Annotated in this window: 14 protein-coding genes; 10 read left to right on the top strand and 4 right to left on the bottom strand. The window is 53.9% G+C overall.

Going from position 1 to position 12,064, the window contains the following annotated elements; genetic code table 11:
- Positions 1-65: 65 nt before the first annotated feature.
- The 3 genes from FFI90_RS00595 to FFI90_RS00605 all read left to right on the top strand — a co-directional run bounded on the left by FFI90_RS00595 (position 66) and on the right by FFI90_RS00605 (position 2,250).
- Entirely contained in the window at positions 66-1,136 is a 1,071-nt protein-coding gene (locus FFI90_RS00595) for a mechanosensitive ion channel family protein (RefSeq protein ID WP_144775530.1), read from the top strand.
- 71 nt (positions 1,137-1,207) lie between these two features.
- Positions 1,208-1,942 carry an AzlC family ABC transporter permease gene (locus tag FFI90_RS00600; protein ID WP_144775532.1) on the top strand — a complete coding sequence of 245 codons (735 nt, stop codon included), beginning with the start codon at positions 1,208-1,210 and terminating at the stop codon, positions 1,940-1,942.
- Positions 1,939-2,250: an AzlD family protein gene (locus FFI90_RS00605; RefSeq protein WP_144775534.1), complete on the top strand. Its 312-nt coding sequence runs from the start codon at positions 1,939-1,941 to the stop codon at positions 2,248-2,250. The genes FFI90_RS00600 and FFI90_RS00605 overlap by 4 nt, the downstream gene beginning before the upstream one ends.
- 26 nt (positions 2,251-2,276) lie before the next feature.
- Here FFI90_RS00605 and FFI90_RS00610 read toward each other — a convergent pair whose 3' ends face one another.
- Positions 2,277-3,440, bottom strand: coding sequence for a mechanosensitive ion channel family protein (locus FFI90_RS00610; protein ID WP_144775536.1), 1,164 nt, complete (start codon positions 3,438-3,440; stop codon positions 2,277-2,279).
- A gap of 257 nt (positions 3,441-3,697) precedes the next feature.
- Here FFI90_RS00610 and FFI90_RS00615 point away from each other — a divergent pair, with 257 nt between their 5' ends.
- Positions 3,698-3,913, top strand: coding sequence for a dodecin (locus FFI90_RS00615; protein ID WP_071266904.1), 216 nt, complete (start codon positions 3,698-3,700; stop codon positions 3,911-3,913).
- Positions 3,914-3,952: 39 nt separating this feature from the next.
- Here FFI90_RS00615 and FFI90_RS00620 read toward each other — a convergent pair whose 3' ends face one another.
- Positions 3,953-5,119 (bottom strand): GNAT family N-acetyltransferase, encoded by a 1,167-nt coding sequence (locus FFI90_RS00620; RefSeq protein ID WP_144775538.1) that lies wholly within the window; start codon positions 5,117-5,119, stop codon positions 3,953-3,955.
- 57 nt (positions 5,120-5,176) lie between these two features.
- On the bottom strand, positions 5,177-5,527 hold the full coding sequence (locus FFI90_RS00625; protein ID WP_144775540.1) for a hypothetical protein: 351 nt from the start codon (positions 5,525-5,527) through the stop codon (positions 5,177-5,179).
- 217 nt (positions 5,528-5,744) lie between these two features.
- Here FFI90_RS00625 and FFI90_RS00630 point away from each other — a divergent pair, with 217 nt between their 5' ends.
- The 5 genes from FFI90_RS00630 (at position 5,745) to FFI90_RS00650 (ending at position 9,388) form a co-directional block, all read left to right on the top strand.
- Positions 5,745-6,431 (top strand): response regulator transcription factor, encoded by a 687-nt coding sequence (locus tag FFI90_RS00630; RefSeq protein ID WP_144775542.1) that lies wholly within the window; start codon positions 5,745-5,747, stop codon positions 6,429-6,431.
- Positions 6,428-7,744 carry a sensor histidine kinase gene (locus FFI90_RS00635; RefSeq protein WP_144775544.1) on the top strand — a complete coding sequence of 439 codons (1,317 nt, stop codon included), beginning with the start codon at positions 6,428-6,430 and terminating at the stop codon, positions 7,742-7,744. Before FFI90_RS00630 ends, FFI90_RS00635 begins: the two co-directional genes overlap by 4 nt.
- Before the next feature lie 19 nt (positions 7,745-7,763).
- On the top strand, positions 7,764-8,369 hold the full coding sequence (locus FFI90_RS00640) for an IMPACT family protein (protein WP_144775546.1): 606 nt from the start codon (positions 7,764-7,766) through the stop codon (positions 8,367-8,369).
- A 76-nt stretch (positions 8,370-8,445) separates the two neighbouring features.
- Positions 8,446-8,976 (top strand): DUF4136 domain-containing protein, encoded by a 531-nt coding sequence (locus FFI90_RS00645; protein WP_144775548.1) that lies wholly within the window; start codon positions 8,446-8,448, stop codon positions 8,974-8,976.
- Positions 8,977-9,031: 55 nt separating this feature from the next.
- Positions 9,032-9,388 (top strand): translation initiation factor Sui1, encoded by a 357-nt coding sequence (locus FFI90_RS00650; protein WP_144775550.1) that lies wholly within the window; start codon positions 9,032-9,034, stop codon positions 9,386-9,388.
- A gap of 12 nt (positions 9,389-9,400) precedes the next feature.
- Here FFI90_RS00650 and FFI90_RS00655 read toward each other — a convergent pair whose 3' ends face one another.
- Positions 9,401-9,871, bottom strand: a complete 471-nt coding sequence (locus FFI90_RS00655; protein ID WP_144775552.1) for a DUF4442 domain-containing protein — start codon at positions 9,869-9,871, stop codon at positions 9,401-9,403.
- Between the two features lie 335 nt (positions 9,872-10,206).
- Between FFI90_RS00655 and FFI90_RS00660 the strand changes: the two genes are divergently transcribed.
- Positions 10,207-11,994 carry an ABC transporter ATP-binding protein gene (locus tag FFI90_RS00660; protein ID WP_144775554.1) on the top strand — a complete coding sequence of 596 codons (1,788 nt, stop codon included), beginning with the start codon at positions 10,207-10,209 and terminating at the stop codon, positions 11,992-11,994.
- Positions 11,995-12,064: the final 70 nt, after the last annotated feature.

Raw genomic sequence — 12,064 nt, forward strand, 5'->3', positions numbered from 1 at the left:
CTTTTGCCACCAGCTGTTGTCATGCGCTAATTTGAAGGATCAAGACTTATCCCCGGGAGTACAGGATGTTGGAGTCTATTGAAGCCGGCCTCACAGCATGGCTGCTGCCGGGGGCGTCTGCGTTACTGGCGCTGCTGGCAACCTACACTGCTTATCGGCTTGCGTTGGCACTGACGCGGCGATTTACCCGCTCCAAGGCCGTTCCCCGTATCTTTCTCGATGCCGCCGCGCGCGCTTTGGGCGTTGTTGTGTGTCTGTTGGTGCTGAACGGAGTTCTTGAAACCGCGCCCGAAGATCTTCCCCTGCTATCGGAGCTCCAGCACCTCGCCACGCTACTGTTGATACTGTCGCTAACCTGGGCGGCGGTGCGTTGCACCTCGGCCATCGGTGAGGTGATTGTTACGCTCAATCCGGTACTGGAAGGCCAATGGAAGCGTGCCCGGAAAGTTGAAACGCAAACCCGGTTTCTTGTTCGTGGCCTCAATATCCTGATAGTGATCGTGGGGATGGGAGTCGCCCTGATGACCTTTGATGGGGTCCGCCATGTCGGCGGAAGCTTGCTGGCCTCTGCAGGCATTGGTGGCATTGTTCTGGGTTTTGCGGCCCGTCCGGTGCTGGGTAACCTGCTGGCAGGCATGCAGATTGCTTTGACTCAGCCGTTCCGCATCGACGACGTGCTCCATGTTCAGGGTGAGTGGTGCTGGGTCGAGGAAGTGACCGCCACCTATGTGGTGTTGCGGGTTTGGGATCTGCGGCGGCTGATCGTGCCACTGCAGTGGTTTATAGAGAACCCGTTTCAGAACTGGTCGCGGAATACGGCGGACCTGCTGGGCACGGTCTTTTTGTGGTTGGACTACGGCATACCGGTGGAGCCTTTACGTGAGGAGTTTGCGCGCCTGCTCCGGCAGGCGTCACAGTGGGACGGTAAGACTGAGACGGTGCAGGTTACTGACTCCAACGAACGAGCCTTGCAGATACGCTTCCTGATGGGCGCCCCGGATTCCAGCCAGGCCTGGGATCTACGGTGTGCTGTACGGGAGGGCCTGGTAAAGTTTGTTCAGAACCAGTATCCGGAATATCTACCTCGTGTCCGGGCGCGGCTGGTGGAAGACTCAGAAGTGGCCCCAGAGAATTAACCGGTACCGGCTGCACCTGACCTCGGAAAGTACCTATACGCGTTTCCCTAAAACTTCCTTAGCTTGCGTAGATGATAAGCAACGTATATCCCTACCAGTTTCAGGCCGCGAAGGTTCGCTCCGAACTTATCCGGATGTTTCCCATTTCCCTGTTTGTGGTGGCATTTGGCGCCGCGTTCGGTCTTGCCGCTGTGCAAAAGGGACTGGGCCCTCTTGAATCTATACTGATGAGTACGCTGGTGTTTGCCGGTGCCTCGCAGTTTGCTGCAATTGATATGTGGGGGGCTGAAGTCTCGGTTATCCCCGTTATGGTCGTCGTATTTGCTATCAATTCCCGGCATCTGCTGATGGGGGCTTCGCTGTACCCCATACTGAAGGATGTTTCTCCCGCTAAACGCTACGGCCTGATGCTGCTTCTTACGGATGCAAATTGGGCCGTATCGGCCCAGGAATACCAAAGCGGCAGGCGTAACCTCGAGGTGATTCTGGGCGGCGGGCTCGTGCTCTGGTTGGCCTGGATTGTGGGGACGTGGCTTGGCGTGTATTTCGGTGGGCTTTTACAGAATCCGAAAAGCCTGGGAATGGACATGGTGCTGGGCTGCTTTCTGTTGGCGATGGCGCTGGGCGGAAAGAAAAACCCGCGAGTGCTGGTTGCCTGGGCGCTTGCAGCCGTTGCTTCGCTGGCAGCGTGGAAGTGGTTACCCGCTAACACGCATGTGGTGGCCGGGGCTCTTGCAGGCGGTTTAGTTGGCCTTTTCTGGCTCGAAAACAAACCAGTGGATGAAGATGCAGAGGCGCCGGTATGACCATCGAGACTACTACAACCGGCGTTCTGGCGCTGATTCTGATCATGTCGCTGGTTACTTTGGTAACCCGGTTCGGGGGCGTGTTTATCATGTCCTACGTGCGGATAAGCCCGCGCATTGAGAGCTTTATCAACACAATGGCCAGCTCCGTGCTCATCGCCATCATCGTGCCCATGGCATTTGGCGGTGATGCGGGCGCGCTTGCGGCCCTCATGGTTACTGGGGTTGCCATGCTTGCCATCAAGAAACCGCTGCCAGCCATTGCGGCAGGTATCCTCGCGGCTGCCTTTGTTCGATATTTCTTTTGAGTGATAAACCCGGTTGCATTGATTTATTATTTTGGGGAGTTGTCCTTGGGCCATTGCTTGATATACAAGTCCCGCTTGGCGTAAGGGATTTCCACGCCATGCTCATTAAATAATCTGTAGATGGTCATGTGCAGTTCGTGTGCAATCCGGCCGCGGTCTTCCGGTTTGGTTATCCAGCACATTAAATTGAAGTCCAGGCTTGAGGCGCCAAAACCACGTAATCTGACTCTTGGCTCTGGAAGTTTGCACACCTCGCTGTGCCCTGTTCCTGCTTTTAATAATAGTTGGACTACTTGATCAGCATCAGAGCCGTAAGCTACCCCGACTACGATGCGAATTCTCAGGCTTAGCGGACCACCGCTTTCATTAATAATTTTAGCGTTCGCAATAACCCCGTTGGGGATAGTGATCTCTACATCGTCACGGGTTAACAGGCGGGTGCTGCGCAAACCAATTGCACAGACTTTACCGCGCTCACCAGAATCCAGATTGATGTAATCTCCAATTTTATAAGGCGCATCGGCAACTATAAAAAATCCGGAAAATAAATTACCCAGTGTATCTTTGGCCGCGAACCCGAGGGCCAGGCCGACGATTCCAGCTGACGCTAGCCAACCTACAGGGTTTATCCCCCAGATTATCAAAAGTACATAGCTGCCGATCATAATGCTGAGCAGTTTGCTGGTCAGATCTAGCAGTGGCACGGTGCGCGCATCAACCAGATGAAAACGGTTTTCCCGGCTCAGTGCCTGTAGCGCCAGCGTTGATATTTTAATAACAGCGCCCATCCAGCTGGCGGTTATAAATGATAAGAATAATTTGATCAGTGTCACCCCGCCTAAAGGCAGGTTAGCCACAACAATCGCTAGCGATAAACCCAAAAAAAAGATCGTGTTAAAAATGGGCTTGCGCAAATCTTTCATCACGGCGTCGTCAACTGAAGGTCGTGTTAAGCCAGTGATTCGGCCTACAAGACCAGCCAGTAATGACCTGAAAGAAATGGCAATAATGTAGGAGGCAACTGCAATTAGCAGGGCGCCCAATATCGGGTGCTGCAAAATAAGTTGCCAGCTTGATTGAGCAGACTCAGGAAGTAGTCGGCTGACACCTTGCGCAATGTCAGTTAAATACGTTTCTATTTGTGATGTCTGATCATCGGTAATGGCGGCAGTCTCGGTATCAGCGGGCATCTGATGCTCTCATGAAGGTGACTCTATTGCTTAAAAATCGAGAACAAAGTGATACGTGGAATTGAGCGAATTAGCTCAGATAATTGCTTCAATATCAACTTTCTGGCGTCCACGAAAGCCTGTCTGCAAACCCTTTTTTTAAGCTTAGCCGAGCAACCTGCAGCCTGCCATGTAATATTTTGGCTTCTGGGATTTGCCGGACAGCAGCTTGTCTTATAGGCTTTTGTTGAAAACCACCGAGTACAAGGAGCTTTGTTATGTCCGATAACCACGTGTACAAGAAGGTTGAAATTGTCGGTTCGTCAGAGAAAAGCATTGAGGGTGCGATTGAAAATGCCCTCGCAGAATCTGCGAAGAGCATCCGCAATATGGAATGGTTCGAGGTAACGGAAACCCGTGGACACATAGTTGATGGTAAGGTTGGCCACTATCAGGTTTCACTGAAAATAGGTTTTCGGGTTAAGGAAAGCTGATGTGGATGCGGAGCCGAATGGCACCCGAAGGGTGGCTTATCAGGCTCCGTCGTTCTGCCGGTATGGCAACACCGTTTTGGCGTCTTCGTAATAACCCATCACCTGTTCCGCCTCGTCCCGGGTGAAAGCTTCAATCGCGTCGTGAAATCCCGGGTGAGCGATTCCGTGCCATGAATGCGTGAGCGCCGGCTCAAAGCCGCGCACCAGTTTATGTTCGCCCTGCGCACCTGCGTCGAAGGTTTGAAGGTTGAGATCAATGGCCAGCTCAATGCCCTGGTAGTAACAGGTTTCGAAGTGCAGGTGGTTGTACTCCTCAAGGCAACCCCAGTAACGACCATAGAGTGTGTTCTTCCCGCTCAGAAACAGTGCGCCCGCAATCATTTCTCCGCCTTTTATGGCCATGATTACATGCAGATGCTCGGGCATGGTCTGTTGTATTTGCTCAAAGAACCGCCGCGAAAGGTAGGGATGCTGCCCGCGTTTCAGGTAAGTGGCCTGATAGAACACATAGAAAGCTGCAAGAACGTGATCGGGGAGATTCCCGCCATGGAAACGGGTGAAGGTAATCTCTTGTTCAGCTACCTGACGGCGCTCCTTGCGAATGGATTTTCGCTTGCGTGAGGTGAGTTGGCCCAGAAAGTCCTCGAAGCACCCGTAGCCCTGGTTGTGCCAGTGGAACTGGCAGCCAATGCGATGTAGCTGCTCATCCTTCTGGAGCAGTTGCTGATCCTCTTCACTGGGAAACAAAAGGTGCCACGAGTGAGCGCCAAGGTGGCCGATGAGGGTGTCCAGAAGGTTGTGAATCTGGCGGGGGCTGAGTGCATTTCGCAATTGCGGATCAAGCAGCAACCGTGGCCCTTGGGAAGGTGTAAAAGGCACAGCTATCAGGAGTTTGGGGTAGTATTCCATGTCGTAGCGGCGGTATGCGTCTGCCCAGGCCCAGTCAAATACATACTCGCCCATGGAGTGTGATTTGAGGTAGGCAGGCGCGACGCCGGCAATTTCGCCTTCCACGCGAAACACAATGTGGCAGGGCTTCCACCCGGTATTCTCGCTGGTGCAACGGGAGCTTTCCAGCGCTTCGAAAAACTCGTAGCGTAAAAACGGATTGTCAATGCCTGCCAGCCGCTCCCAAGTTTCCCGGGGGATATCGGAAAGGGAATGGCAGGCTTCAAGAGTTATGTTTGAAATAGCGGGTTCTGACATAGCTGGGGCGTACTCCTCGATCGCTCCCGATACCTTACGTCAAAACCAGGCCCGTGATCACTTCTTCAGCTGATCGCAGCGTTTTTTCATCTTTTTCTGCATTTTTTCCATACGCTTGTCGTGCTGCTGGCGCCTTTCTTCGTGAATCTCGTTCCAGATTCCGCGCTGTTCATCGTTCAGTTTCAGACGCTCGGCCATGGCTTCCTGCCGCTCGGCCATTTCTTCCTGGCGTTCTGCCTTGTTAAAGCGCCCTTTGCCTTCGTGCATGTTGTCGCACATTTCAGTCATATCGCGCTGATTACCATGCTGCCTGTCGCCATGGTCCCCTGCCATCAAAGCAGGGCTGGCTGCAAACAGGGCGGAAGCCAGAATGCCGGCGGCGAGAATCGATGATTTACGTTGGTTCATGGTATTTCCTCTTTCGGTGAAGGTGTTGCTTGGCCATTAGCGGCAAAAGCATGACTCACCCCAATGGTACTTGGGCTTCTGGTAAACGAGCGTCAAGGGTATGTAAAGGTTCTGCAAAGGGGCGCGGGCCTGGCTCAGCAGGTTTCGGGGCCCGTGTTAGACTTCGGCAACGACAGCGTGCACACATCATTTACCTTAATACGGATTGAGACAGGCCATGCAGAACAGAGTTCTTCTGGTAGAAGACGATAACGAGCTCCGTGAGCTGCTTGCCCGCTATTTGAGTGGCCAGGGGTTTACCGTGCGTGAAGCTGCCAATGGTAAGGATGGTCTGGCGCTGGCACTCGGACAGCATTGCGATATTGTCGTGCTGGACATTATGCTGCCCGATTTCAATGGCCTTGAGGTGCTACGTGAATTACGCGCAGCAACTCATTTGCCGGTCGTATTGCTGACCGCTCGGGGTGATGAAACAGACCGCATTGTGGGGCTTGAAGTTGGTGCGGATGATTACATTCCCAAACCCTGTAATCCCCGTGAGCTGGCAGCCCGTCTACACGCAATATTGCGCCGGATCGCCTGGGATCAGAAGGCGAAAGTGGAGGAAGCCAGTCACTATGGCGACTTGCGAATTGAGTTGGATCATCGTCGCATTTACCAGAATAACGAACCGCTGGAACTGACAGCCACCGAATACGAAATTCTGCAGGTGCTACTCGCTCATGCTGGCAGTGTGGTGCGTAAAACAGACTTGATGCAGTGGGCCCTGGGGCGCCGTTTGGAAGCCTTTGACCGGACATTGGACATGCACATCAGTAATCTTCGCAAGAAGTTGGGCAACGAGGACCCCCCAAGAATTGAAACCGTGCGCGGTCTCGGTTACAGCTATCGGGTGCCGGTATGACACGCCGGCTGATGGTGCCCCTTTTCTGGCGGACGTTTCTGCTGATCTGGCTGGCTATGGCTGCTGCAATGATAGGGAGTGGCCTGGTCTCCAGCTTTTTGCTGGATCGTGAGCGTGCTGGTATCGAGCGTCAGCTTGAGTTGCGGGATCTCGGGTTTGAGGTGGCGTCCATCCTTGAGACCCGCGGGCGCCGGGACGCTCAGAGGTTTCTGAAGTCCCAGGGCCAAGAGCTGGGGCTGCACCTGATGGTGATTGATTCTGAGGATGACGACCGCTTGCCTGCGGCCATTCGATCCCGGATTAAATCCGGGTGGTATCGCCAAAAGCCGGCCATTGTGAATGTCGGTGACGGGTACCGCCTGATTGCCTGGCCCAAAATGCACGGGGAGGGCTGGTTGGAACCCCAAGTTTTCCGACTGATGGAAATGGGGCTGGCATTTGCTCTGATCACTCTGGCTTGCTGGCTGATTGCGCGTTTTGTATCGCGGCCCATGAGGCATATGGAAACCACCGCACAGGCTATCGCCGGTGGGAATACACAATTGCGGGTCGATGAGCGCATAGCAGTCCGACGGGACGAGGTAGGGCAGCTGGCAACGGCGTTTAATGCGATGACAGACCAGCTTTGCACGCTTTTGGAGCGGCAAAAACATCTGTTGCGAGACATATCTCACGATTTGCGCACGCCGTTGGCGCGTCAGCGTGTTGCCATTGAGCTGGCCAGTGAAGGCGGCGTAGAAGGAGAGCTGATGGCCAGCATTCTCCGCCAGAACGAGCGCCTCGACACCATGACGGGACAAATCCTGACGCTGTACCGGGTGACCGGGCAGGGTGGCGATATAGCGAGGAAGCCATTGCGGCCTGTGGATTTGCTGAATCATGTATTACGGGATTCGGCAGAGTATGCAGAGCATCGGAGTGTGGATTGCAAGTTGGTCTCAATGCCCGAAAGCGCTGGCGTATCTGTGCTGGGCGATGCCGGTCTGTTACAGCGGGCGTTTGATAATATTCTGCAGAATGCTCTGGATTATACGCCGCCGGGCAAGGTGGTTCATGTTGCGCTCACCGTGTCTGGCGGTTGGATAAGCCTGACGATAGAGGATGAGGGCCCTGGTGTCGCAGATGAAATCCTCGACCACCTCTTTGAGCCTTTTTTCCGGGGTGACAAGTCCCGGGGAGGCGAAGGTTGGGGGCTAGGGCTGGCGATCGCAAAAAACATCATTCTGGCCCATGACGGCGAGATTGCTGCCAACAATAGTGAGAGCGGCGGTTTACAGGTCGTAACCCGCTTACCGGTATTTACGGCCGATTAATGAAACTACAGGCCAGCCCATGAAAAAGGATTATCCGATACCTGAATGCTACCTTGAGCGCGAAACAGAGGTGAAGAAAAGCCGCTTCATTGCGTGGGTTGCGCCCGTGAGTACCCGGGATGAGGTGAAAGACTGGCTGGGGAAGGCGCATCAGGATCACCCCGATGCGCGCCATATCTGCTGGGCCTATCAGATCGGACGCCCGGGCTCTGCAGCGGAAGCCGCCATGAACGATGACGGCGAGCCCTCCGGCACCGCAGGCAAGCCAATTCTCAATGTGATTCAGCATAAGGATATGGGCGACGTTCTGGTTATGGTGATACGTTATTTCGGTGGCATCAAACTGGGCGCCGGAGGGCTTGTGCGGGCCTACGCCGGCGCGGCTGAAAGTGTGCTGTCAGAAGTGGGTAGGGTTTTCCAGAAGCCGGTTTGTCCCGCAAACGTCACAATGGGCTTTGCCGATGAGCAGCCACTGCGACACTGGTGTGATGTAAATTCGGTTGAACTGGAATCCGTCGCCTACGGCACTCCGGTAACCGCTCGGGTCCTGGTTCCGGAAGATCTGGCAAACACCTTCCGCGCCTTTTGTGATGCTCATAAACTGGATTACAATTTTGAAAACTGATTGGGTAAAATCGCATCGTTCAGGTGCCTTGTGCGTATACTCGTATGAGAATTCCAAGAAACCTAAGGAGTAGATAATGGCCCGTCTTCTGATGGCAGCACTGGTGACACTGGTAATGACCGGGTGCGCCAGTAACGTGGTGACTGATTACAACTCCGCCGTAAAATTCGACGATTATTCAACCTGGGTCTTTGCATCGGAACCCGATGAATCTTCGTTTATGACGCTCGATGGAAACCGGGTTCAAAGCGCGGTTGAGCGCGAGCTGAGCCGTAAAGCTTTGCGCAAGGTAGCAGAACCGGAAGCCGATCTTCTGGTGAACTGGAAAATTGTGGAAGAAGAACGCATCGAGCAGTCGGGCGTGGGTCTTGGTTTGGGCTTCGGCACCGGCAACTTTGGCTGGGGGCTCTCGGCTCCGCCTCCTGCACGTGAAGTAAAAGAAGGCAAGCTGGTGGTCGAGCTGGTTGATAAAAGCTCAAAGGAAGTCATTTGGCGTGCAGCCAGTCGCCGCTACCTCAATGAAAACCAGTCTCCCGAAAAGCGTGGAAAGCTGATTGATGAAGTAGTTGCGGAGATGTTCACCAAATACCCTCCTGATCTCGATTGAAAAAAACGGGGCCCTTTTGAGACATAGCTCCAGAGGCCCTGCACACGGAGGAAAAATGGCGAAGCGATCGACAGGCGGGTTGGTGTTTTCAACGGAGCAGGGGCGAATGTGCCCCGAATGCCGCAACCCGGTTTCAGACTGCACCTGCCGCCAGGCTCAACGCCCGGAAGGTGATGGCATTGTTCGGGTAAGCCGCGAGACCAAGGGGCGCAAAGGAAAGGGCGTTACTCTGATTACCGGCATCCCCATGGATGAGAAAGAGCTTAAAGCCTACGCCAAAGTACTCAAGGCAAAATGCGGTACTGGTGGCACGGTAAAAGAAGGCATTGTTGAAATCCAGGGTGACCAGAGGGATCTGCTTGTTCCACTTCTGGAGCAGAAGGGCTGGATTGTAAAGCGCTCCGGTGGCTGATAAACCCCGGGGTTAACGTTTTTTTCTGACATAAAGCACCTTGTTAACCCGTGCGACCAGTTCGCCCTTCTCATCAACAATGTCCACATCCCATTGTAGCAGCATTTTTTCGCCACCCGCAGTGGCTGTGCGGATTTCTTCAAGCCTCTCATCTGTCAGCTCAAAGTGCGCTGTAACGCGGCCTTTGCCGGGGCGGATGAAATCAATGCAGGCAGATTTGTCCCACACGATATAGTCTTTGCCCAGGGTGTTCATCAGCAACAGCATGTATATAGGGTCAACCATGCTGTAGAGCGAACCGCCAAAGTGAGTGCCCACATAATTGGTGTTGTACCAGTGCAGGTTCATTTCCACCGACGCTGAGCTGTAGTCATCCGCAATGTGGGTTACTTTAACGCCGGCGCCTGCGTAAGGGCCGTAAACGTTCATAATTTTGCGCACACCGTTTGGGCTGGAAATCCAGTTGCGGAGTTTCGACATCATGATAGTCAGGCTCTTCTGTAGCAGTGAGTTGAAAAAGGTATGAGGCGGGCGATTATACGGTGAAAAACAAAAATGGTCTGCTTCGGGCAACAGGCACACTATCGGATGGATAGCGTCTGGATACCAGGATCATGCAAAACTGGATTGATTTAGTCTAAATAATTATAATTCTCATCATTGTTTGTGGCTTGACGTGGCGTTGCTATGAGTCCCAAGCCAGTGCCTGGCAACTCAGCCGCCAATTCCGTCAGCAGCAAATGACATAGCCAGCGGCCCGCTTCGTTTCCACATGCCGGTCGTGCTCCAGCTCCATCAAGACCTTCGTAAGGGATTACATGTCCGCAGAAATCAGTGCTGCCAGTAGTTTCACGGCGTTTGCCCGCCTGCTTCGCTATGCTCGTGGTTATCGTCGCCAGATCGTCGCGGCCACTACATGCTCTGTTGTTAACAAGCTGTTTGATATCGCGCCGGAAATACTGATTGGTATTGCGCTAGATGTGGTGGTCAATCAGGAAGACAGTTTCGTAGCTTCGCTGGGAATCACAGAATCGCTGAATCAGATTCTGGTATTGGGCGTGCTTACTTTTTTCATATGGGCAGGCGAATCCCTGTTCGAGTACCTTTATCAGATTCTCTGGCGCAACTTGGCCCAGCGGCTGCAATCCGACCTGCGTCAGGATGCCTATGAGCACGTCCAAAAATTGGATATGGGTTTTTTCGAGTCTCGTAGTTCTGGCCAACTGGTGGCCACGATGAATGATGATGTCAACCAGCTTGAACGCTTCTTGGACGGCGGCGCCAACGCCATGATTCAGGTGCTGGTAACGGTGGTCGCCGTCGGGGCAGTTTTCTTCGTATTGTCGCCACTCATCGCGGTGCTGGCATTCATGCCGATACCGTTAATTATCTGGGGGGCTTTCTATTTTCAGCGTAAAGCCGGGCCGCTTTATGCCGATGTGCGAGAGAAGGTCGGCGACCTCTCCAGCCGTCTAACCACGAACCTCGGTGGCATTGCCACCATCAAGAGTTTTACCGCGGAGCATCGCGAAGCGGCTCGCCTGAAGGCCAGTAGCACTGCCTATGTGAATGCGAATCGCCGGGCCATCCGCATCAGCTCAGCGTTTATTCCCATTATCCGCATGGCGATTCTGTCGGGTTTTCTGGCCACGTTCACGGTGGGCGGCATGATGGCGCTGAAAGGCGATCTGAATGTGGGTGCCTATGGTGTGTTGGTGTTTCTGACCCAGAGACTGCTATGGCCGTTGACCGGTATGGCTGAGGTGATCAATTTGTTTGAGCGAGCCATGGCCAGCACTCGGCGCATTCTCGACTTGCTTTCGGAGCCACTCCATATCAAGGATCAAAGCACCAAAACTCTGAGGCAGCCAGTGAACGGGGCCGTGACTTTTAGCGATGTCAGTTTTCACTATCCCACCAGTAACGCCGGAATAGATCAGATTTCACTGACCGTCCCGGCTGGTAATACTCTGGCGCTTGTCGGTGCCACCGGTTCGGGTAAATCCACTTTGATTAAGCTGCTGCTGCGGTTTTACGAGACTGAGAGTGGGGACATCCGTATTGATAACCAGCCCATCCGGTCCGTGAGCTTGCAGTCCCTTCGCGAATCCATTGGCTTGGTGAGTCAAGACGTCTACCTGTTCGAAGGCAGTATCCGGGAGAATCTGGTCTACGGTCGCCCCGAGGCGACCGATGCCGAGATCATCGAGGCCGCGCGCACGGCAGAAGCCTGGGCATTTATCGAGGCATTACCGGAAGGTTTGAACACTCCAGTAGGTGAACGGGGTGTGCGGCTCTCTGGTGGACAGCGCCAGCGACTATCTCTAGCCCGCGCACTTCTGAAGGATTCGCCTATTCTGGTGCTGGACGAGGCCACCAGCGCCGTGGATAACGAAACTGAGGCCGCTATTCAGCGTTCGCTGCGAAGCATTGGGCACAATCGCACCGTCATCATGATCGCACACCGTCTTTCTACCATCGTTGATGCCGATTCAATTGCCGTCATCGCCAACGGCAAGGTGGTGGAGGTGGGCACTCATAGAGAATTGTTGGAAAAGGACGGGGCTTACGCCGCTCAATGGCGGGTCCAAACCGGCCAAACCTGAAATAACTTCGGGTAATTTGCCGACATAATCTATGTTGCTGCTGATCCTGACCGCAAGAGAGAGCGGTCAG

Source organism: Marinobacter maritimus, from assembly GCF_007671675.1.
GTDB classification, from domain to species: domain Bacteria; phylum Pseudomonadota; class Gammaproteobacteria; order Pseudomonadales; family Oleiphilaceae; genus Marinobacter; species Marinobacter maritimus.

What these genes read in the sequence shown, in the direction of transcription:
- FFI90_RS00595 (WP_144775530.1), top strand. Translation starts at nt 66, where the DNA reads ATGTTGGAGTCTATTGAAGCCGGCCTCACAGCATGGCTGCTGCCGGGG.
- FFI90_RS00600 (WP_144775532.1), top strand. Translation starts at nt 1,208, where the DNA reads ATGATAAGCAACGTATATCCCTACCAGTTTCAGGCCGCGAAGGTTCGC.
- FFI90_RS00605 (WP_144775534.1), top strand. Translation starts at nt 1,939, where the DNA reads ATGACCATCGAGACTACTACAACCGGCGTTCTGGCGCTGATTCTGATC.
- FFI90_RS00610 (WP_144775536.1), bottom strand. Translation starts at nt 3,440, where the DNA reads ATGCCCGCTGATACCGAGACTGCCGCCATTACCGATGATCAGACATCA.
- FFI90_RS00615 (WP_071266904.1), top strand. Translation starts at nt 3,698, where the DNA reads ATGTCCGATAACCACGTGTACAAGAAGGTTGAAATTGTCGGTTCGTCA.
- FFI90_RS00620 (WP_144775538.1), bottom strand. Translation starts at nt 5,119, where the DNA reads ATGTCAGAACCCGCTATTTCAAACATAACTCTTGAAGCCTGCCATTCC.
- FFI90_RS00625 (WP_144775540.1), bottom strand. Translation starts at nt 5,527, where the DNA reads ATGAACCAACGTAAATCATCGATTCTCGCCGCCGGCATTCTGGCTTCC.
- FFI90_RS00630 (WP_144775542.1), top strand. Translation starts at nt 5,745, where the DNA reads ATGCAGAACAGAGTTCTTCTGGTAGAAGACGATAACGAGCTCCGTGAG.
- FFI90_RS00635 (WP_144775544.1), top strand. Translation starts at nt 6,428, where the DNA reads ATGACACGCCGGCTGATGGTGCCCCTTTTCTGGCGGACGTTTCTGCTG.
- FFI90_RS00640 (WP_144775546.1), top strand. Translation starts at nt 7,764, where the DNA reads ATGAAAAAGGATTATCCGATACCTGAATGCTACCTTGAGCGCGAAACA.
- FFI90_RS00645 (WP_144775548.1), top strand. Translation starts at nt 8,446, where the DNA reads ATGGCCCGTCTTCTGATGGCAGCACTGGTGACACTGGTAATGACCGGG.
- FFI90_RS00650 (WP_144775550.1), top strand. Translation starts at nt 9,032, where the DNA reads ATGGCGAAGCGATCGACAGGCGGGTTGGTGTTTTCAACGGAGCAGGGG.
- FFI90_RS00655 (WP_144775552.1), bottom strand. Translation starts at nt 9,871, where the DNA reads ATGATGTCGAAACTCCGCAACTGGATTTCCAGCCCAAACGGTGTGCGC.
- FFI90_RS00660 (WP_144775554.1), top strand. Translation starts at nt 10,207, where the DNA reads ATGTCCGCAGAAATCAGTGCTGCCAGTAGTTTCACGGCGTTTGCCCGC.